The 22,161-nt window shown below is 35.4% G+C and carries 19 protein-coding genes and 2 pseudogenes; 4 read left to right on the top strand and 17 right to left on the bottom strand.

What is annotated here, in order from left to right; translation table 11 throughout:
* Positions 1–67: 67 nt before the first annotated feature.
* From BCR24_RS16040 to BCR24_RS15985, 13 genes and pseudogenes are all read right to left on the bottom strand, one after another.
* Complete coding sequence (locus tag BCR24_RS16040) at positions 68–1,162, bottom strand: acyltransferase family protein (RefSeq protein WP_069641509.1); 1,095 nt, start codon at positions 1,160–1,162, stop codon at positions 68–70.
* A gap of 194 nt (positions 1,163–1,356) precedes the next feature.
* Positions 1,357–1,509: a DUF4337 domain-containing protein gene (locus tag BCR24_RS16775; protein WP_141707067.1), complete on the bottom strand. Its 153-nt coding sequence runs from the start codon at positions 1,507–1,509 to the stop codon at positions 1,357–1,359.
* Positions 1,506–2,093 (bottom strand): DUF1700 domain-containing protein, encoded by a 588-nt coding sequence (locus tag BCR24_RS16035; RefSeq protein WP_069641508.1) that lies wholly within the window; start codon positions 2,091–2,093, stop codon positions 1,506–1,508. The genes BCR24_RS16775 and BCR24_RS16035 overlap by 4 nt, the downstream gene beginning before the upstream one ends.
* On the bottom strand, positions 2,086–2,403 hold the full coding sequence (locus tag BCR24_RS16030) for a PadR family transcriptional regulator (protein WP_069641507.1): 318 nt from the start codon (positions 2,401–2,403) through the stop codon (positions 2,086–2,088). The genes BCR24_RS16035 and BCR24_RS16030 overlap by 8 nt, the downstream gene beginning before the upstream one ends.
* A 199-nt stretch (positions 2,404–2,602) precedes the next feature.
* Entirely contained in the window at positions 2,603–3,418 is an 816-nt protein-coding gene (locus tag BCR24_RS16025) for a helix-turn-helix domain-containing protein (RefSeq protein ID WP_069641506.1), read from the bottom strand.
* A 187-nt stretch (positions 3,419–3,605) separates the two neighbouring features.
* Positions 3,606–4,307: pseudogene (locus tag BCR24_RS16020) on the bottom strand (GNAT family N-acetyltransferase); the annotation flags it as partial.
* A 214-nt stretch (positions 4,308–4,521) separates the two neighbouring features.
* Complete coding sequence (locus tag BCR24_RS16015) at positions 4,522–4,902, bottom strand: NAD-binding protein (protein ID WP_069641505.1); 381 nt, start codon at positions 4,900–4,902, stop codon at positions 4,522–4,524.
* Between the two features lie 11 nt (positions 4,903–4,913).
* The gene (locus tag BCR24_RS16010) at positions 4,914–6,455 is read right to left on the bottom strand and encodes an ABC-F family ATP-binding cassette domain-containing protein (RefSeq protein ID WP_069641504.1); all 1,542 of its coding nucleotides are present in this window, start codon (positions 6,453–6,455) and stop codon (positions 4,914–4,916) included.
* Positions 6,456–6,921: 466 nt separating this feature from the next.
* Positions 6,922–7,074 (bottom strand): annotated as a pseudogene (locus tag BCR24_RS16005) (DUF454 family protein); the annotation flags it as partial.
* Positions 7,071–7,394, bottom strand: a complete 324-nt coding sequence (locus BCR24_RS16000) for a nitrous oxide-stimulated promoter family protein (protein ID WP_069641503.1) — start codon at positions 7,392–7,394, stop codon at positions 7,071–7,073. The gene BCR24_RS16000 and the pseudogene BCR24_RS16005, both read right to left, overlap by 4 nt.
* A 560-nt stretch (positions 7,395–7,954) precedes the next feature.
* Positions 7,955–9,382: a helix-turn-helix domain-containing protein gene (locus tag BCR24_RS15995; protein WP_069641502.1), complete on the bottom strand. Its 1,428-nt coding sequence runs from the start codon at positions 9,380–9,382 to the stop codon at positions 7,955–7,957.
* Complete coding sequence (locus BCR24_RS15990; protein WP_069641501.1) at positions 9,383–9,985, bottom strand: bacterial Ig-like domain-containing protein; 603 nt, start codon at positions 9,983–9,985, stop codon at positions 9,383–9,385.
* A gap of 104 nt (positions 9,986–10,089) precedes the next feature.
* Positions 10,090–14,526 carry a bacterial Ig-like domain-containing protein gene (locus BCR24_RS15985; RefSeq protein ID WP_069641500.1) on the bottom strand — a complete coding sequence of 1,479 codons (4,437 nt, stop codon included), beginning with the start codon at positions 14,524–14,526 and terminating at the stop codon, positions 10,090–10,092.
* A gap of 382 nt (positions 14,527–14,908) precedes the next feature.
* On the opposite strand from BCR24_RS15985, the gene BCR24_RS15980 reads away from it, so the two are divergent.
* Both BCR24_RS15980 and BCR24_RS15975 read left to right on the top strand, forming a co-directional pair.
* The gene (locus BCR24_RS15980) at positions 14,909–15,580 is read left to right on the top strand and encodes a hypothetical protein (protein ID WP_069641499.1); all 672 of its coding nucleotides are present in this window, start codon (positions 14,909–14,911) and stop codon (positions 15,578–15,580) included.
* Positions 15,580–16,437 carry a sce7725 family protein gene (locus tag BCR24_RS15975; protein ID WP_069641498.1) on the top strand — a complete coding sequence of 286 codons (858 nt, stop codon included), beginning with the start codon at positions 15,580–15,582 and terminating at the stop codon, positions 16,435–16,437. The genes BCR24_RS15980 and BCR24_RS15975 overlap by 1 nt, the downstream gene beginning before the upstream one ends.
* A gap of 84 nt (positions 16,438–16,521) precedes the next feature.
* On the opposite strand, the gene BCR24_RS15970 is transcribed toward BCR24_RS15975, so the two are convergent.
* Complete coding sequence (locus BCR24_RS15970) at positions 16,522–17,718, bottom strand: AbrB/MazE/SpoVT family DNA-binding domain-containing protein (protein ID WP_069641497.1); 1,197 nt, start codon at positions 17,716–17,718, stop codon at positions 16,522–16,524.
* A gap of 211 nt (positions 17,719–17,929) precedes the next feature.
* On the opposite strand from BCR24_RS15970, the gene BCR24_RS15965 reads away from it, so the two are divergent.
* Positions 17,930–18,526: a lipoprotein BA_5634 family protein gene (locus tag BCR24_RS15965; RefSeq protein WP_069641496.1), complete on the top strand. Its 597-nt coding sequence runs from the start codon at positions 17,930–17,932 to the stop codon at positions 18,524–18,526.
* Positions 18,527–18,721: 195 nt separating this feature from the next.
* Positions 18,722–19,786 (top strand): YdcF family protein, encoded by a 1,065-nt coding sequence (locus BCR24_RS15960; RefSeq protein WP_069641495.1) that lies wholly within the window; start codon positions 18,722–18,724, stop codon positions 19,784–19,786.
* A 121-nt stretch (positions 19,787–19,907) separates the two neighbouring features.
* On the opposite strand, the gene BCR24_RS15955 is transcribed toward BCR24_RS15960, so the two are convergent.
* The 3 genes from BCR24_RS15955 to BCR24_RS15945 all read right to left on the bottom strand — a co-directional run bounded on the left by BCR24_RS15955 (position 19,908) and on the right by BCR24_RS15945 (position 22,094).
* Entirely contained in the window at positions 19,908–20,366 is a 459-nt protein-coding gene (locus tag BCR24_RS15955) for a GNAT family N-acetyltransferase (RefSeq protein ID WP_069641494.1), read from the bottom strand.
* Between the two features lie 170 nt (positions 20,367–20,536).
* On the bottom strand, positions 20,537–20,812 hold the full coding sequence (locus BCR24_RS15950) for a hypothetical protein (RefSeq protein ID WP_069641493.1): 276 nt from the start codon (positions 20,810–20,812) through the stop codon (positions 20,537–20,539).
* A gap of 178 nt (positions 20,813–20,990) precedes the next feature.
* Positions 20,991–22,094 carry an NADH-dependent flavin oxidoreductase gene (locus BCR24_RS15945; RefSeq protein ID WP_069641492.1) on the bottom strand — a complete coding sequence of 368 codons (1,104 nt, stop codon included), beginning with the start codon at positions 22,092–22,094 and terminating at the stop codon, positions 20,991–20,993.
* Positions 22,095–22,161 lie beyond the last annotated feature (67 nt).

Below are 22,161 nucleotides of genomic sequence, written 5' to 3'. Positions count from 1 at the left end.
CTTTGAGTATGGGATATCTCGTAGAGTTATGTCCCATACTCACCTTCGTTTAACGGCTTACTTGTTTTTAAATTAGTTTTTGTATATACGTGCGATTGATTTTCAACATTAGTTGTAAATCAAAATAATAGCATGGCAACTGTTGGGTCATAGTGATTGTCAGCGAGCTTAACAGATGGGTAGCAACCAATGTGACTATCAGCTGCAACCAAGTATTTGCAAAAAAATCATAGCTATTGACTAAATTCGCTGTCCATAAAATACATAAAGGATGGATGAAAAAATAATATTTACCTAACTCTCTTAAGCGTCTGATATCGATGTTCTCTTCTACTTTCACAAACAAACTCCAACAAAACAGACTACTTGTAAACGGAATCAGCATCCACATAAAATTCTTATCAATGCCGATATTCGAATAAACAACCATTCCTTCAACAACTAACAATACTCCTGTAGCTAATACTGACAACCCAAAATACTTTTGGTAGTTGGCGATTTTTTCTTGATGATCCCGTAAAAAGAACCCAATCGCCACAAAGATCAATGCAAAAAACAAGCCATTACGCGTTGTGATAAATAGATTCAGGTACTGATCAAAAAAAGCTTTCAACTCTTCATTGCCAATATAAGCATAGTACGTTTCTATTGTTCCAAAGCCATACATCAATAAGGCCAAACTAAACAAAACTACATAGCCCGATTTTTTTAACAACCATTGAACACAAATGATCCCAAAAATTGCTGCCGGAATGTACCAAAGGTGATAATACGTTCCGGTATAAACCAAACCCGCAACGAAAGCTACTGGATACAGCATAGGACTAAGAGAATAGTTTTCCTGAATCCACTGGAACCCAATTGGTAAATAAATCAAACTCCAAAACAAATAAGATTTCGTCAATGACTTGACATATTGCTGTATGTAATCTGCTGATTGATTTTGTCCTCGTCTCACAAAATAACTAGTAGAAATCAAAAAATAAGGGACCGCAAACCGACACAAGACATTTTTAAATAAATGATTGACCGCCGGATCTTGAAACACTTTTTCACAATGAAAGCAAATAACTAAAATCGCAGCGACATATTTGACCAAATCGATACCGTTTGTATGACTTCGCTGTTCTTTCATCTTTTTGTTGATATTTTCCACCTCCATACCAATAAATACTACTGGATTGTTTCTCTTAATTTAAATTATAACAAAGCTTATTTTAAATTTTATCGGTATTAAGGCTGATTTTTGTCCCATCATTTCATAAATATCAGCTAATCACTTGATCGTATTCTTCTTTTCCTTATAAAAATAGAAACATTGTCAGAATTGTTTCCTGTCAAATGTTTCTAGCTAGTTTAATTAAAATAAACGGTTCGATACCATGAACGCGGTGCTTCTTGATATTTATCAAGCTGCCATCCGGTCATTGAGAAACCTATCAAAGTAATGACTAATCCAATAACTGTCAAGCCAACACCTATTTTAAAAAACATTTTTTTCCCCATCATAATAACAACTCCTTAACGCGGATTAAGCGAATGATTTTGCTCGAAAAATAGTTTGACGTTTTAATGAAGTAACGGCTCATACTGATGGTCAACAAACCGCTAAGTATCGATAGACCTAGCACAAAGATCCCCACACCTAGCTGTGTAACAGCAATACTAATACCATCTTGTAATGTAAAAAAGCTAAACAATACACTGAATAGGGAAGCTGCTAATCCAGTTACTGCAAAAATACCTGTTGAAAAAGGTAAACACCAAATAACAATATACCCAGCTAAAATGAGAAGAATTAGGGCTAGTAATAGACTTCCCCACAATGGAAAACCCAGAATCAATAGCACAACGAGTAGCGGATTGATTGATTTTTTAGGTTGGATATTCCCTTCTTCAAATGCCTCTTCTAGAATTTTACTTGCTACCTGGGCTGGTTTCCCTAATTTTTTTACCGCTTCCTCTTCACTAGCGCCATCTTCTACATAATCTTCGATCAACTCATCATAATAGTGGATAAATTGCTCCTTTTCACTTTCATTTAAGCGAATTAAACCTTCATTTAATTGATATAAAAATTCTTGTTTAGTCATTTTGCTCCCCCATTTCAATAAAATGATACACCTTCATTACTTCATCCCATTCTTGGATAAAGGACTTTATTTTTTCCCTACCTGTATCTGTTATTCTGTAATATTTTCTTAATCGACTATTATGTTCCAATGAATAAGTTTCTAGCTCTTCTTTTGTCTCCAAGCGTTTTAAGATCGGATATAATGTTGATTCGGAAATTGTTATCACACTGGATAAATCTTTGATTATTTGATACCCATAGGAATCAGATTTCTTTAAAACAGCTAAAATACAATATTCTAATAATCCTTTTTTTAATTGCGAATCCATATTATACCTCCTGACACATATTACTATACATTACATAGTATAATGCGTCAAGGAGTATTTTAGCTTATAATAATCTTTAATCCGAATTGTAGATTAAGTCTACAAGGAGATAACGTATCTTTATTTACATATGAATTTCGACTATTAGATAACAAAAAAGAAAGTTAGTTTGATTCCCAACTTCCTTTTCTTTTACAGCTTAGAATGATTTATTGGCATAAAATAAGGGAATGTCTTCAGCCTTTTCACGAATTGCCATCACTACTTCCTCTTCACTTGTTCGCTCTAACAATTTTTGAAACGCCTGATCTATTTGGATATTTAACACTGAAAAAGCCTTATGATGCCAAATTACATAGGCAATTTTCAACGATTCCCCCCAAAAATAATACGTTTGATCTTTAGTTACAATATCGATCAAGGTTACAAAATTACCGCCGACATTCCGAAAATATTTACCAAATTGAAGCTTTATTTCTATAATATCGGATAATGAAAATTGTGCTATTCGTTGTTCTAAAGGAATATTTATCGCCACTTTAAATTTACCGATTTGATCAATCCGCACTTGATCTGCACTAAAGCTGCACAAACAATTCGCATACCCCATCATTTTTGAAAATGTTGCTTGCGGAAAAATTGCTTCTTCAATTCTTATAAATGTATTCACACGTTGTTTTTCTAAAAATAATGGTTTAATGTCTGTAGCATAGGCGCTGTAAAATGCTGCCTTGTTGTTTTCATCCTTGTGTTGGTCCATATGATTTTGCCTTCTTTCTGTACCGTCAAACAAGCTCCGAAAAAAGCCAGGTTTTTTTCGCCCCAACAAAACATCTACGCTGATATTGAAATATTCAGCGAGCCGTATAACATTTTCCAAATCTGGCAGACTTTTTCCTAGCTCCCATTTTGAAATCGTTTGACGTGAAATGTTCAAGTGGTCTGCTAATTCCTGTTGTGAGACTTGTTGTTCTTGACGGAATTTTTTTATTTGTGTACCAATTTCTACAGTCACTATAAGCCACCCAAATCTGAACGTCTATTGTTTTTAGTGCATCAATACGTTGCGTTGCTTTATTATACAATATTAGATAGTGCAACGGTGCGTTGCTTTGCGATTTATTCGCGGTTTGATACTCATTTTCTAAAAAAAGATCTCTGTAACCCACGTCAAATTTAGCGAAGGTCACAGAGATCGTTTATTAGTCACAATAGCTATTTGCGACTCCATTATTTATCTCTTTAGTCATCTGAAACTGTGTAAGCTGGAGTGTGATCCCGATTTTTTCTAACTCTTGATATTCAGGTAAAGCCTGATCGAAATTAGTCAATTTAACCATTGTAGCTTGTTCTTGTTCTTTTAAGCGAAATAAAATTGCTGTGACCACTGAACAATCTATTCGTTCTAGTAAATAGAATTGCGTAAGAATTAATATATTGCTGGAGCCATCTTCTGTAACATTAAAACTGATGGAGCCAAGCCTTATCCCATCTTGGTAAATATTGTAATTTTTATCTGAAAAAATAAAACGATTCTGCCAAGGGGTCCATGGATGTTCAGTCAATGATAATTCATTTGGTGTTACTGATTTAAAAGTAATCGTTTTTTTCTCCTTACTTATAGCAGGTAAGTTAAGCGAGCCGACTGCTAACTCGTTTACAACCTGAAATCCTTTTAACTCGTATAGTTTTTTTGCCCGTTCATTTGTGGCGATCACTTCAGGCATCAAACGATCACAAGCATTTTCTTTAGCTAAGTGTTCTGCATAATCAATCAATTGAGACGCAACTTTATTTCTGCGATATTTTGGAACGACTGCCATTCCCCCAACCCACATCACTTTGGTTTGTTGAAATGTTTGTATGCCCAAAAGAATGATTCCAGCAAATTCACCATCAATGGAAAAGACCGCCGAAAGCTGTTTTGATAATTTTAATGACTAGATTTTTTGTTCTAATGCTTCTTTATCCACATGGACCGGTACAAGATAGTCACTAAATCCTTGATTCCATGTTTCTACCACTTGCTGAAAATCTGCTTCGTCTATCGTTATAAACATATTCATTCTCCTTTGATCATTCCTCTGTTTATCTAACTATAAACGAATTTAAGAATATTCATAGTTTTTTGCGAACAATAAGCTGATCAATCGTTAAAAAACTTTCGAATCCTTCTTCATTCCACAGACAAACCAGATTATTTTCAACTTTAATACAGGCGTTTTCTAAAAAAATCATAACTACTAATTTTTCTAATTGGCGCATAAGCTCCGTTCTTTTCGATGTAGCGAAACAATCTTTAAGGATTTCATCTGAATATTCTAAAATTGTGACTTCCTTGCCTTCTCGTGCTAAATCAATTGCGAGTGTACATTCTAAAACCCCACTGCCGATGATCAAGATTCGCTCAGCTAATGGATACTCTGACTCTGCTTGACGTGTTTGCGCTACTGATGAAAGTTGGTAAAAATCACATTCTTGATAGATTGAAAAAGTCATCGGGATTTACCTCACTCTTTCATCATCTGTTTATCTGCAATTGTGTAAACATGATCTGCGATACTTGTGTAAAATTGTTCATCATTTGAAATCAATAAGACACTGCCTCTAAACGCTTTTAAAGCGTCCTGAAGCGCCTTTTTGGACTCTACATCTAAATGATTGGTCGGCTCATCTAAGATCAATAAATTACTTGGCTGCATTGTTAAATCACACAACTTGACCTTTGATTGTTCCCCACCACTTAGCATATAAAGATTTTTTGAAGCAATTTCTCGTTTTAATCCACATTTTGCTAATTCGCGGCGAACATCTTCATAGGTCAGTTTTGTATATTTATTAGCTAAAGCTTCGATTGGTGTCCACTCTGTATTTTCCCACTGAATTTCTTGTGAATGATAGCCCACAGCGACTTGAGGAGAAAACTGACTTTTTCCAGAAATGGCTGGTACCATCGAAAGAAGTGTTTTTACTAGCATCGATTTTCCTAATCCATCGGCACCAGTAATCACAATTTTTTCTCCTTTTTTCAGTTGGAAATCACGCAGCGTAAGTAATCGTTCTTTATGTCCTACAGTCAGTTCCTCTATCGTCAATACGTTTGGTGAACTTTGTGGCATCAGTTTAAATGAAAAATTCGATTTGACTTTCTTTTCAGGCTCTTTCAGTCGATCCATCTTTTCTAAATGTTTTCTGCGGCCTTGAGCCATTTTCGTTTTGATACCGGCAATATTTTTTTGAATAAAGGCTTCGGTTTCTTTGATTTTTCGCTGTTGTGCTTCAAATTGACTTTGATACGCTTCTGCTAAATGAGCTTTTTGTTTTAGAAACTCAGTATGATTACTATGATATTTTTTGATTGTGCCAAAATCAATATCACAGATGCAGGTGGCAATATTACTTAAAAATTCAGTATCATGTGAAACGATGATAAATGCATTTTCAAACGCATTCAGATAATCGGTCAACCATTCGATGTGTTCTTGGTCTAAATAGTTCGTCGGTTCATCTAATATCAAAACAGAGGGTTTTTCTAACAAAAGTTTGGCTAAAATAACCTTGATTTGATCTCCCCGATTTAAGGTCTCCAATGTTTGCTCTGCATCGTTAATCCCAAGCCCTGTGATGGCTTTACTGATATCATTTTCAACCTGATAAAAGCCTTTGATTTCTAATTGCTCTTGATACGTTGCTGCTCTACTTAAAAGTTGGTCATCGCCAGTTTCACCATACCTCTCATAAAGCTTGATCATCTCTTTTTCCGTCTCAAATAACTCTTGATAAGCGGATGTTAAAAACTCGTTGATTGTTTGTGATTGATCCATGTCTACATATTGGTCTAAATACCCTAATGTAGCTGTTGGGTTCCAAATAATCACACCATCATCGGGTAATACAGTTCCTAAAAGCATCTTCAGCAGTGTACTTTTTCCTGCGCCGTTTTTACCAACGATCCCCATATGCTCGTTACTGCGAAGCGTGAACGAGCTGTCTTCATAAAGCTGTTTATCTGGTACTGCAAAGGTTAGACCTTTAACTTGTAATAATTCCATTTTATTTTCCTCTTTCATGTACTTTCACTGATTTTTACTAAAGAACATACAAAAAAGACCCATAGACAAAATGTCTAGGGCCTTTTAATCTATATATTCTTCAGTAAATGAGCAGACTAAAAACATAGCAAAAAGATGCTATTTTCTTAATAGACTAAATTTACTGATGAATATGAAAAGCTCAATAGCTTTTCGATTAAGCTCCATACAACACTTCATCAAAAATAAGTTGTAGGGAGCTAAGAGTTGAAATATATAATACGTACATTTGAAACACCTTCCTCAGGTGTTACTCTACCATTTTGAAAAAAAATAGTCAAATTCAATTGAACTGATCTTGTCTCTACTAAAGCTTCATTAGGTCAAACTATACTCTATTAAGCAATTCCAAATGCAGCAAAAACAATAGGAATCACGGTTACGCCAACAAGTAACGTCGTTGTGTTCACTGTTTTGCCTAACAACCAACATATTTTTGATATAACTTATCCGAACTTCTTATCCAGAAAAATCCAGTCAATAAATAAAAAACAGCCGTCGGTAAAAACGGTAGAAAGATTCCCAATGTTCCCAATCCAAACATCAATGATCCTAATAAAATAAATAACTGTTTTTTCATTCTTTCACACTCCTTGTCAATCCTCGATAGGCATGTTTAAACGTTATGATTGGATGTTTAAACAACATTCGTGGTCCTGAATAACGCATAATTTTTTTCATTTGTTCTCGATATTTAGGTTGATAACAATGAACTGGACATTTTTGACAAGTCGTTTTTTGTTCCCCAAACTGACAAAACTCCAATCGTGTTCTTGCATAGGTCAACATTCTATCTTCTGGTATCAACGGATCATCTTGCTGATGATAGTAAACTTTGATCATGACTTCCATTAAACGAATTTCCTCCAGAATAATAGGCCCAGAATTTTTTTGCCTCAATTAATTCCCCTCCTATTTTAAAAGTGAAGCAGGCTTGATCAAACGCATAGAAAAATAAAAAAGACAGTTGTGCGTTTTTTTGCCTCGTTTAGATATTATTTTCCTCCAAAGATCTTCGCAGTATTTCTTGGTATGTCTCAAGAGCATCTTGCTCATTTTGATAATATAATTAGTGTCATCTTGTTCAGTATAGCACATGGAAATCCAATTGAGAATGATTATCAGCAGCATTTTTATTTCCTTTATTACGTATTTGAACTACTCGCTTCCATCCAACTTATTCAAGTTTTTTATATTTCAAAAATGTCATTGAAAAACACACTTTATCGATGTTCCTTTTTTCCAGATTATTCTATTATTAAGGTATAACTAAAGGAGGCATACAATAAACCAAGAAAAAACAACTAAAAAATTCAAAACCCATGGTAATTTATACGCTTTGGTAACAACGATTATATCTGAAATCGTGGATCGAATCATTTTCTAAATCCCTATTTATATAGACAAAGTGAGCGAGAAAAAATACGATAAATTTTTTCTCGCTCACTTAATTAGTCATGCTATATTCGTTTTTTATTCAATTGTAAATTCCTATTGACTTGTACGATTTCATTGCCAAAATTACGCCAATCACTTGCTCTAGGAGGAGCCAGCCAGATCAGTGTTCGCGCTGAAAAAGTTGTTTTGAGATGATAGTCTGAGATAATTAGATCCGTATCTGGGCGTACAACCGGCTGGAAATTTATGCTAAAAGAATCAAAAATTTGAATTTGAGCTTGGATGAATTGATTATATTTTTCTCCTTGTGTGAAACTTACATGAATATTAATTGTATTTGTCTCGCTTTCTTTATCATATTGTTGAGAAAGAACGAGTAGTAAATTAAGAAAAAGCGATTTTTTACTATATCTAAATTCTTCCTCTTTCAATTGACAAATAAATGTATGGCAAATGTCAAATATGATTGGATAGCGCTCATGGAAAAATTCTAAATCCATCACTCGTAACGTGATATCTATCAACGGTGAAATAAAAAGATGCTGATAAATCACCCAGTTCACATCGTTACAAAATTCAGCTCCTGCTAGTTTTAGCTGTGGGTACCTAAGAAATTTCTGCTTTAACTGCATTTGATAGGTTTGAACTCCCTTATTTTCAAGGTTACAAAATTCAATTCGATACACTGACAACTGGCTAAGAATCCCTTTTACTTCAGCTTCTATTTCACGATTCGTTCCATTCAATGTTTGATTACTCCATTGAGCAATTGCTTGATATATGCCGTTTTCTTTGGCAAAATCAGCTGTCTGAAAATCATTTGGTAAAAAGTAATTTGGGGTTCTCCTTACTCTTTCTAAAAAAACAAATAAATAATGTTTGAAGAGATAAAACGTGTTTATTTCTTCACAATAAGGTTTAATAGTCGCTAGTAATTCATTAACTGATAAGATATCTGATTGGTTGTATAATTCATCTGAATCTTTATAAATTCGATATAAGAGCATATTAAAATATTGACGAATCTTCATCTCATTTCCCACTAATTGACATTTTTTCGACAATTTTATATCATACTGTGCTAACTCTTTACGGATCCTATCAATAATTTTGTATACAACGGTCCGGCTCATCCCCTGTTTTTCTCCGTATTTTTTGATTGAAGTAAATTGATTGAAAAATATCGTTCGCAATAATGTAAATTCTAGAGAGAACTTTAAATATTTTTCCTCAACGACACTTGATGAAACTTGAGCGTCTTGGAAAAGAACGATTTCATTACTTTGCTCAATCAATTCGATACGCTCAATCAATTCAAATCTTTTCAAATCTTCATTTATTTCCAGAATGCTATGCTCTAAAAGGTACTGAGAGATATTCAATTCTTCACATAAAACATCTTTGCGTTCCGAAAACGAAAATTGCTGCTCCAATTTTCGGATGATTGACAGTTTCAAATTTGCTCGTTCATCTAATAACAAGAAATCCATTTATACTCTCCTTGTTCCATACAGTAGTGTTCCTGACAGGAAACCCAACATATTTCCAAAACTTGTAGAACCCAGCTGAGTCCCTCCTCCGGAAGTATTTATGTTTTGTATTTGTTGCGCTCCATCATTTAGCAATTCATCATTTAACATGATTCTTGTTTGAGCGTCATTTGGGGAATAACGATTCATTACGCTGTTTTTATGATCAGAACTAGTAAACTGATTGACTGATACTTTAGCGGTAGAAACATAGTTTTCATATGAAAACTTGACAAAATAAACCCCAGGTTCTTGAGTATTCACATTATTTTTGATTGTTACGTCTTTCAATGCTAATGGTCCGCCATCCTTATCTTTCAATGAAACAATATTATCTACTGGTGACCATTTTGCATTTTGCCTGATGATACTGTCTTTTAATAGCAGCTCTGTCTGGTTTTCTTTGACTTCAATCGTAGCAGTTTCGACTTTTCCATCTACTTCATAGGTCATTTTGTATTTTCCAGGAGTTGTTATTTCTTCTCCATAAAATGGGTCGAAATGAAGAAGAAGTGCCGATGAAAACAGTAATGCTGTTCCTACTATCAAAGGTTTGTTCGTCATTTATTTTGATGCCTCCTAAGTGCTGATAGAATTGAATAGAGGCCTAAGCCAAAAGTAATTTACTCTCTACTTTTGACCCAGCCTCAATCCTCCTTATCGATCAGCTAATCTGTTCTTCGTTTTCTTAGTCGGATCACACTAACAATGGTGACCGCAATGGCTAACAATCCAAGCAAACGGATAGAATAGTTACTTTTTTCACCTGTTTTTGGGTAATTTCCTTGTTTGTCTGGTTTAGCACTATGGGTTTGATCCTTGTTTGTTGTATTTGGTTTAGGTGCATTCTTTTCAAGGACTGTGATTGTTGCAGTAGCTGCAAGTTTTTTGTCAGCCTTTGCTGCTTGTTTCGCTTTACTTGGTTCAGATTTTTGAGCTGTTTGGACAGCGTAAGATACTTGGTGCTCCCCTTTTTCTTTGGTTTTAACGTTTCCTGTCACTTCTACTTCTTCAAATGCAATCGCCTTACCGTCACGATCCGTTGCGGATACAAAGTTGTCAGCACTCTTCCAATCATCTCCTACGTAAATGGTGGAATCTTTTACAACTAATGTTGATTGATCCGCTTTTACCGTGATCTTAGCTGTTTGTGTTAAGGCTTCTGTACCATAAACAACTTCATAGACGCCAGCTTTTGTGGTATCTACCGTTCCTGTTACATTGAGATCTTGAATTGGAATAGTTTTGCCTGTTTTATCTGTCGCTGAGACAAAATTATCGACCGCTTCCCACGTATCTCCCACATAGATACTAGAATCTCTAACAGCCAGCGTTGCTTGTGTAGCAACAACATGAACTGTTACCTGAGCTTTTTGCCCTTGATTTTCGTAAGTGACGTCATAATCACCAACTTTACTGGTATCAACAGTTCCTGTTACCGTAACTTGGTCAAAGGCAACAGGGTTGCCTTTTTTGTCTGTTGCTTTAACAAAATTATCGACTGGTTGCCAATTAGTCCCTACAGAAATCGTTGAGTCTTTGCCGCTGATTGTTGTTTGATCTGCTAAAACAGTCACTTTAGCCACTTCAGTTTGGCCACCGAAGTGATAGGTTACATTATACGCTCCAACTTTCGTGGTATCTACTGTTCCCGAAACTGTTACGTTTTCAAACGAGCTGATTTTCCCATCTTCATCTGTCGCTGACACAAAATTATCGACCGCTTGCCATGAATCCCCCACATAGATCGTTGAATCTTTGACGACTAAGGTCTCCTGATTGGCAACGACTGAAACTGTTGCTTTTGCTTCTTTTCCTTGATTCTGATACGTGATCTCATAATCACCGACTTTTGTGGTATCTACCGTTCCACTTACCGTAATTTGATCAAACATCACTGGGTTTCCATCTTTATCCGTTGCACCTGTGAAGTTGTCTTCTGGTTGCCAGTTGGTTCCGACATAAATCGTTGAATCTTTTGCGGTGATACTCGTTTGATTTACTTTTTCTTTGAGCGGAATTTCGATTAAATTCGACTCTTTCTTCAATTTGATTGTTTTGCCGTTGATATAGTCCTCAGCAATCGTATACTCTGATGGAATATCGGTCACTCTTAAGGTATATTCTCCTGACATGATTGCATCGACGTTATATTTCCCGTCTTGATCGGTCGTAAACTCCGTTCGATTATTTGTCACAATATCGACTAGTTCAAATGAGACATTTGGAACATTGATGGTTTGATCTTTTTCATTATACGTGTGAAATTGCGCTTGAGCCAAATAAACGACTCCTTCTGCATCGCCATCAGAGAATCGCAACACAAGAGGTGTTGTGTTGACCGTTCGACGAGTTTCTGTCATTTGATCTAAATTATCCGCACTAATGATAGTTTCTGTAAAAATCTGTCCAGCATTTTTGGACACTGTATTATAGGTGATTGTGATATTTTCGGTTAATGTATAGTCCTCGAAAATGATTTGAGCACCCGTTGTAGTTTGTTTAACAGTGTATGCGTCTTTTGGAACATTTTCTATCGTAATCGAATTTAAATCAATACCAGCATTGGTTGTTCCTTGTGTCTTAATCTCAAAGGTCGGATTTTTGACCTTTCTTGTTCCACTATTGATATTCTTTGTCTTCACTTCATTTGTAGTTACATTTTTTAATGACTCATGACTTGTTTGATTGGCAGATAAGATCTCTGCGCCTTCATTATTTACTGATACTGACGCTGACATTAGCTGATCGCCATATAATGGTTCAGCAGCACTTCCAGTGACATTGATCGTTTTAGTGTCGATCCAACCATTAGCATATTTATATTCAATAATGTACCGTTTGTTTGTTTTACCGAAATCAAATTGATAACTGTTGGTAGCTTCATCGAATGTAATTTTTGGATAAGCTGCACTGGTTGGGGCTAGTGGTTTATCAAAATATTGACCTCGATCCCAATATTGGGGGTAAATCGAATCTACTTGGTCATTTGACACATCATAAATATCAAAAACTACGTCAATCCCCGCAGGTATTTTAGTTGTTATATTCAAGTCATCAAACGAATCATTTCGAGCATTTACTAAAAATTGATTTTTGCTAGCTTGTAGTGTGCGTTCTGAATACATTTTGCGTCCAGTTCTAACGGTTGTGTCAACCGTCTCATAGTCATCAGCACTTAATGTAACAGGCAGTGTGTCTATTGGAATACTTTTACTTTTTTCTAAGCTATCCGGCACATAATTGAAACCTAGATCTAAATTAAACGAATGAACGACCGGGGTTGTAAATTTTATCAGCGAACCGCCTTCGACTGCTGTTATAGTGTAATCTTTAGCTAACTTGTAATAATCATATTCTCCTTTAGGCGCTCTCAATTGCAAGTAATTTGGATGCTCGATTTTGATTGTTGCATTCTTTACTGGATTTTCAGTACTCCCTTCTATCGCGATTGTTGTGTCACCAAAATAGGCACCGTTCCGATCATAATTGCCCCATGCGGTTTCTACGTTATTGGGATTAATGATCGAAATTGGCTGAAGGTATTGATCAGATACGAGCATCATCTCTTTACCGCCACTGACAACAGGTGTACTCACAGTTATATCAATATCTTTTTGATCAAATGGGATGAGCAGTTTGTCTACATTGATTCTTAAAACGCTATCTTTGGTTGCTGTTAAAATTAGTTTATTATTTTCTTTACGCACATCAAAAAAATCAGTAATTGGAACCGACCTGTATTCCACATCTGTGGCTGAAATTTTATAATCAGAAATTGCTTGACCATTTTTACTTTCTAAAACTATTTTCTGTCCTGATTTAGTTAGTGTAGGGATATTGTAAACATTGACATAATAATTTCCTTTTTCTTGGAAATTGGCACTTTGAAACCAGCCTAAACTTGCTTCTTTTAAAGATTTTTGGTCTTTACTTGTTTTTGCTGTAAATTCAAGACCACCATATGGTGCGGTTGTTCTATTTAAACTGACTGACCCTAATTTTGTCGTAGGGTATTGATTGTAAAAGCTATAGGAATAATTTGAAACACTCTCCAAGCCTAATGTTCGATCAACCGCTAAAGCGTACGCCTTTTGTTTGTCCATATTTGTGATCGTGATTGCTGCTCGATAGGTAGTGTCTTCACTAATAGTGTACTCTTTGTCCTTTTCTAATGGTTGTTTTGAAGCTTGGATCACGTTTCCATTGATATCTACATCATACGAAAAGACACCAATCTGTTCATTGGATGTAGTATAAAATTTTGCTTCTGGCGCATCTAATAGCACTAACTCTACTGTCTGACTACCTGACAATGCTCTATCCAAATTATAATAGATAGTACCTTTGAGACCATAAGTATTGGTCGTTTCTTCATACTTGATAGGGGCAACCTCTTCATATAAATCAAAGTGATATTTGTTTGCTGTTTGCCCTGGCGTGTTGATTGTTACTAGTGGTTGTGCATCTGTGAATACATAGCTTTTCAACTCTAGGTTGAACTCTGTTTCAGTAATACGCTGGTTAAAAGTGATCGTCAATGTTTTACTCGTTGCATCAACTGACCAGCTTGCCCCAACATTGGCTACCTCACCACTGACATCTGAGTACCCTAAATGATCAGGCAAGCTTATTGTGTAGGTTGAACCTGGCGCATAATCTTTGTCTTCGATCACAAAATTTAGCTTTGCTGTTACCGGTGTTGTATTCAAGACTCGATTTACATCAATCTGACTATATTCAGTACCATCCATACTCATAAGCGTCATCTTTGTTAGAAGCTCATCTTCAATCAGTGCGTTTGGTTGGACTTTTTTCAGCTCTGGAAGAGTTGGACTTGCAGTGGTTGACTGTTCGGTTGTTTTAGTTGAAACATCATCAGTTGCTTCTCTAGTCATTTCACTCGATTGTGCCTGCTGATTCTCAGTTGACAATTCTACCTCTTCACTAGATAAATTAGTTTCTGACCCTAGCGCTGTTGATGTATCAGCCGACTGTTCATTCCCATCTATGTTGTTAGTCGTCGCAAAAGCACTTACAGTTGAACCAAAACTCTGAGTGAGTAAGACTGCAAGCATCAATATATGTAATTTTCTTTTTTTCATGAACATACTCCTTAATTTTAATAATTTTATATAATTATATCATATACTTTTTCAAACTTTATTATGATTATTTTTTTATAGTTTAATAAAAAATAAAAACATACCTATTGTTATATTTACTATATAGAAGCTATTTCATCAATATATGTGTACTTATTTCTGTAAAAAGCACGATAATAAATCTTATTAAAATCGAATAATTTATAAAAGAATTCTTTTAAAACCACCAAATAGATATATTTTTTTTATGGAAATAACTCAATTTATTAATGATTATTCCTCATCCAAAAAGTATTGAACTAATTTTATGATAACGTCAAAAAACACTTTATTTTTACGAACATACGTTTTATAGTAGAATAAAAGCAAAAAGGAGCTAGATATGAAAACGTCATTAACGATCCAAATGGAAGAGGTCCTTTATTATTACTGTCGAGAAAATGGAGATGTGGTAGTAGAAGAAGTGACTATGCCTGATGAACAAGGTATTGTAGATACGTTGAGTTGCCGTCTGAACGCCGAGAAGCAATTTGAGTGGCGCTGTTACGAATTAAAAGTCAGTAAAGCCGATTTCCGCTCAAAAGCAAAACTTTCGTTTATTGGTCATTATAATTACTTTGTGTTACCTGAAGCACTCTTTGAAAAAATTAGAGAAGAAATCCCAAGTCATATTGGCGTTATGGTTTACCACCAATATCTTTCTACAGAAGATCAAATGCTGCCTGGCTATTTTACAATAAATAAGAAACCTCAAAAGCAAGACCTTTTGGTCAACGAGCAAGAATTGCTTTTTCGTTTGATCTCAGCTCAGGCACGCGAAGTCGGTAAAGCGAAACAAACAGCACGTGGCTTACGCGTCTTTTCAACCGACCAGCTTTATAAAGAATTAAAGAAAAGACAACCAGATTATGATTTATTTGGCGGTGGGGTAAACTTTTATGATCGCTTTGTCGAAGAAATTTGTGACCAAGCAGTCGAAGCTTTAAAAAGTGAATTGGACGCAACGCGTGAGGCTTATTCTGCATTGGAACAGCGTCTTTTGGAGGAAAGCTAATGTATTATCCCTATTTTCGGGGCAAGCAGTTTGATTTGCTTGCTTTGACAGCATTAATTGAAGCACATAGACTATCCACTCATGTTTTGCCGATCATTGAACCGGTTAAAAATTCTACGGCCTTGAAAAAATTTATCACATTAGCTCAAAGAGAACATCAGGCTTTTTACCTCATTCAAAATCCTCAAGCGGGTGATTTTCTGACAAAAGAAGGCATCCTTTATCTAGATGCCTTATCATTAGACAAAGCCATGATCGTAGAGCAACCGATTGAAACACTGAATCAAGAACCACAATTATTTGTGATCAACAACGCAACCCCTGCTTTACAAAGTGATTGGCAAGCGAATCAAACAAAGGTCCTACTCTCTAAAGAATTCCGTTTGTTGCAAAAGGTCAAAGGTGAAAAAATCATTTCCCAAGATCCTTTCACTAGATTGCCAAAAGCCAACTTTTATCAAGAATGTCCTGATGAATTCTTCTCAGACACCCACTTGACCTTTCACAAGAGCGGCTTTGTTGGATTCAGTGATTTCTCTATTGATAGTCGTATTTATTATGAACGTAGCTATCCTTCAAAACGATTGAGCTTGCATCTTGTTTATTTTGAAAATGAGCATTTGCGCATCCATCATTTCCTTTCAAGTGAAGAAGCACCCACTCAAAAAGATAAATTTATAGAAGTGATGAATGAAGTACAACCGTGGACAAGTAAATTATGCGGCGAAAATCTAACGTTAGGGCTCGAATTACTCCTTCATGCTGTTTCTAAAGATAAATTCCCTGGAATAGGCGTTATGAGAAAAGCCGCTGTTATGCACCATATGGAACTGATGTCTCGTTATTTGGATCAATAGGAATTGTTTGTACAAAAAAGGGCAGAGCGAAACCAAGCGGCTTCATTCTGACCTTTTTTCGTTTATTTTTCTCAGAAGATAGACTTAATCATCTGTCATTTGTTTTTCAGCATCAAGTTCAACCTTGACTTGAAACGTATTATTGATATTTTGCGTCATTTTCTGGAGGTTTTGAAGTAAGAGGACGATCCAACTGAACGCCAGCATAAAAGACAGTAATTCAAATGCTGTCAATGAAAGATAGCTTGTCCATTGGAATAATACGACAACGGTCACTAATGTCGCTGCGATCATATAAGAAATCGACAAAAATTCTTTTGTAACATTGGGTAATAACCACTTGATTCCCACAATCAAAATCACGATCAAATAAACTAAATAACCCGCAACTTGATTATGAACACCTTGGAAAGGGCCTGTTTCGGTATAAGGGAATAGTCCTACAGCACCAAGATCTAATGCAGTTAACGTTAAAAGAATACGCAAAATAGTCAAACGGCGACTATGCGGAATTGCTTTTTGTAACTCGACAAATAAGCCATCGATCAACGCTACCATCAATAAAGAAGAAAACATTAGGGTGACATTGAACTGCCAACTACTTTTTGCCTCGATCGTTCCTAAAAAACTAAAGTTAAATTGCCACCACTGGTAATCTTTATTGGTGATCATAGCAAGTAAGACACCGCCAATAATGACAAAAATTAACAAATTCGTTAGTTTCGCTGGTGTGATCGATAATGCTGAATAAATCATAAAATAATTGACTAGCGCCACAAATACAAAAAATAACAAGGTCGCCGTATAGCGATCAAACGTTGCACCAATAAAGACTAAACCAATCACTTTAAAAAAAACAAGTAATGAAAAAACTAAGATAATAATAAATGACAATAAGATTGTCGGAAAGTTGCGCCAATAGATATCTTTTGATTTCGTTGTGACTTGATTGCGTTTCCCTTTGATAAAAAAGAGCAAAAAACTAAAGACGCCACTTAATACACCAAAAGAAAGCACAAAATTGGCAATCGAATAGGCTCCTACCAAAGCAATTTGATTTTTACCAGTATAAAATAAGTATCCTAAAAACAGTAGGCTAATAATGGTAGTCGGAATCAAAAACCATCTTAAAGAAAGTGTCTGATTCCCAGCTGCTTTCTTTTTTGGTTCGATCACTATTTTTTGGTCTTTGATGCTTAAAGTAACTTCAGTTTCATCCTCTAAATCAAATTCTTCTACTATTTTTTTCGGCAATGTTATACTGAAATTTTTTTCTTCCATGCCTATTCCTCCTAAATTAAACGTAAACATCTCATAAATAGTATAGATAGCTTTAGTTTAAATGCAAGTTCTAAATGTAATTTTTAGTCTCTTCTTGCCTAAATCTTTCTATCGTCTTTCATTATTGTTCGTTTTTGAATGCATTAATCGATTTTCTGTCATTCCTTTTTTTTATATACTAGCATTAAATAATGATAAAAGGAGATTTTTCATGTTAAAAAAGATTTTAATTTCTATTTTAAGTTTAATTGTACTATCTGTAGGAGCACTCTTTGTCTATAATAATGTTCGACATAAGCCAGTATACGGAATAATTGTTTTGGACAAAGACGAAAAAAAAATAACAGATGCGCTCAGCACACAAAAAAAGGATATCGAGAAATCAATCGTCCTTAATGGGAAATGGGTTGAACAATCAAAAACTCTTGTTTTAAAAGCTACTGATGCACAAAAAGTATTGCCTTTTAATGGCTTCCAAAAAGTGAGTGGTTCAAAAGATAATTATAAATTTGACGCAATCAAACAGATTTCAGAAAACGAAGCTACGCTATTTTCAAAAGATCAAGCACCTTTGATAAACGATGAGGCTGATAAAACATTTTCTTCTAAGGTTTATGAGCATGCAACTCTAGGCGAGACTACCGCTTACGTCAAAAGTGTATTTATCCTTCCAGACCATCAATACAATGAATTTACTGCTTCACCTATTTCTTTAGGGATCTTAAAAGTCAAAACAGATGCATCAAAGGCCTTAATCAATTATAATAAGTTGGAAATAAAGCAACTATATAATGAGAGTAGGGCATAATCATTTACTATCAACTCCTACTCTTACAAAAATTTTATAAAAGATGAGGCTGATATGTAACTCATAGAGTTACATATCAGCCTGAAGGAATCCGAATAAGCGGTATGAGCAGAAGCAACTCCTTCTTATTTCTCGGCGTTAAACACTTCTGTCTCAACCTCATCCTATTTATTTGGAGAAGGAGAGTTTGATATAATGCAATTGGTCTTTGTCCCCATTATTTTCATTATTATTGGTATACTTATTTTACTAAAAGAACGGCGCAGCTTTGTTGGTGGGATGATTTTTGCTTTTGGTGGTTTGTTCCTTACATTAACTTTATTATTACTCGGTTTGTTAAAGCTAGGGGAAATTTCTTCCAACAGTTCCACGTTAGTCATCGTTATTGTTTATGCCTTATTTCCATTGCTATTTTTGGGTGTTTGCGTCTTTTTTGTTATTAATACACATACGATGCAAACCAAAGAAGGTCGTAGCGTTACCGCAAAGCTTTCCGCATTAGTAGGAATCAATCTACTTATTGCTGTGCCTGCTTTTTTCTATTTATTGTCTGTAGGAGCTAGTAAAATTCCTATGTGGTTGTTTTCAATTTTGATTTTTGCGCTATTAAGTGATTTACTTTTTTCTTTTCTCTTTACTTGCTATTTATTTTATTCCTGGATGTACCAAATGATTCCTATCAAAAAAAAGGTTGATTATATCATTACTTTAGGTTCTGGTATCAGGAGTGAGGAAGTTCCTCCATTGCTTAAGAGTAGATTAGATAAAGCAATCGAATATTACTATAAAAACCCACATGCAAAAATTGTTGTTAGTGGTGGACAAGGTGTAGACGAACCTGTATCAGAGGCTTTTGCTATGAAAAAATACTTACTATCGCAGCAAATCCCAAATAATCAAATTTTAGTAGAAGATCGATCAACAACCACCCTTAAAAATATGACCTTTTCTAAAAAAATTATTTTTGAAGACTGGAAAAATACAGACTATGAACCTACCATTTTATTCTCAACAAATAATTATCATGTGCTGAGAGGGGCTTTATACGCAAGAAAAGCTCATTTAAAGGCAGAAGGAATCGGTGCCCCAACTGCTTTATATTTTCTTCCGACTGCACTCATTCGCGAATATATTGCCTTACTCACCCAATATAAATGGTTTACCTCATCCATGATCTTATTCTGTTTATTATTTGTGATTTGGAGTCTATTACCTATACAATCCCAAAACTATGAACAGCTCCTGTATCTTATAAATTAATCCTCTTCATAAAAAGAGGTTGAGACAGGAGTGTTTAATCGGGAGAAATAAGAAGGAATTGCTTCTGCTCCCACCGTTTATACGAATTCCTTGAGTCTGAGAGATAACTCGTAGAGTTATGTCACAGACTCTCTTTTTTCATACAAATACACAATTCATCTCCAATAAACTCGCCATAATTTGGGATGATCTGATAGCCTTGGCTTTCATAGAAGCCAATAGCACCTACCATTTCCTTACCCGTTTCTAACACAGCTTGTTGATAGCCTTTTTCTAACATATCACGTTCTAACGCTTGCATAATTTTTCCTGCTGCTCCATTGCCACGACTTGTTGGTTTGACATACATCCGTTTTATTTCTGGTATTTGTCCATCTAAACGTTTCCAACAGCCACACCCGATCGCAACTTGATCCTCATATGCTACAACTGCACACGCCATTTCATTGAGGTTGTGATGATTTTGATACCCTTTAGCAATCTCTGTACCCCATTCTTCATTGAAAAAATCATTCAACTCCGCTATGAGCTCAAGCAAATCTGGATGTGTCGTTGCTACTTTCTCTATTTTGATCGTCATTTGATCCCTCTACTTTATGATTATTTTGTGCTGACTCCATTGTACCTATACTTATGATTTAAAGTAAAGAAAACGAAAGCCATTTTTCATTTAAGAAGTGGCTTTCGTTTTCTTTACTCATTTTTCGGATCAAAACCAGTCAAAAATTAAACGCTTACATTTCTTTGAAATCATAAACCGCCTAAGCTAGCTAGATAAAAATCCAACGTATAAAATTGATAATCACTTTTAGAATATCGTGATTTCTTATCTTTTAATTGATCGATCAATGTTAATCGTTCGGGCTCTCCAACTTCTTCCCAATCTTGTTTCCCCATTCTACAATACAAACGAAAAGGTAATTCAACTTCCATATGAACTTCCAAAAATCCCTCTGGTTCTCCTAATCCATGGTATTCTACATCTGTAATAATTTCGCCTACATAATTTAGATATTTTTTATTCATTACGCACTACCTCCTTATTTTTTTTCAGCCTTGAAAAATATTTTTCTTCATACATGAATTGTACTAAAATTTTAGAGAATAAACAACTTATTTTTGATTTTCTCACTTAAAATAAAAAGCTGAAAGACTAGAGAACGCAGCAACAGCGCTAGCCTTTCAGTTTCCTATTTAGTCTCCTTTATTTAAGCCGTTCAGGCATCATTCCTTCTAAAAATCCCCAAACCCCATTACTGATTCGCAACTCATCTCGATCATAGTGAGAAAGTTCGGTTCTGATCAACTGTTCCTGTCCATCTAACACTTTTTGTGCCCAATGAGGATCAATCAAAATTGCTCGTCCAACTGCAGCTAAGTCAGCATTCACTAAGACTTCTTTTACATCAGCCCCTGTTCTAATATCTCCCACACCGATCAGAGGTAGACGATCATTGATCGTCTCTTTGATATACTCGATAATTGGTTTTTCTTTAAACTCGTCACTAACTGAATGATTTCTATAATTACTACTAGATAAATGCAAGTAATCCAATGACTTATTAGACAATTGATCAACTAAAAATAATGTGTCACTCAAGCGAATCCCCGGGGTTTCATATTCTTCTGGTGAAAAACGATAACCCACAATAAAGTCTGTGACATCAGATTGATCGACAACGTCTGTGACACCCTCAACCAAATCATTAATAAATTTAAATCGTTTTTCTAACGTTCCGCCCCAAACATCCGTACGTCGATTCGAATGGGGAGAGAAGAATTGTTGGATCAAATACGTATTGGCCCCATGAATCTCTACACCATCAAAACCTGCTTTGATGGCTCGTTCAGTCGCTAACTTGAAGCTTTCTAAAATCTCAAAAATCTCTGCCTCAGTTAATTCTCTTGGTGTTTGCGCATCTGGACGTTGTGCTGCAATAGCACTTGGCGCAACAGGTTGAGCACCATGCAAGACTTTAGAATCTGTCATACGACCACCGTGAAAGATCTGTAGAATCGCTTTTGTATTGTTCTTTTTAATAGCCGCAGCTAATTTAGCAAGACCTGGGATAAAACGATCATCATAGACACCCAATTCGCCGTCCCAACCTTTGCCTCCTTCATGGACATTCGCCGCTGCTGTGATAAATGCCCCCACTTCACCAGTCCGCAAAGCATAATAATCTACTTCATCATTTGTTACAACACCGTCAAAAAAAGACATTTTTGTAGTCATAGGCGCAACGACAAGTCTATTCTTTAAGTGTAACCCTCTTTTAAATGTTAAACCTGAATCTAAATTATTCATCTAATTCCTCCTATCCGAACATGCATGCGCATGCATCTATTTAGATAATACTCAATAAAAGACTAAA

Source organism: Enterococcus ureilyticus (assembly GCF_001730315.1).
Lineage (GTDB): Bacteria > Bacillota > Bacilli > Lactobacillales > Enterococcaceae > Enterococcus_L > Enterococcus_L ureilyticus.
This window is presented reverse-complemented; position numbering and strand designations above follow the sequence as displayed.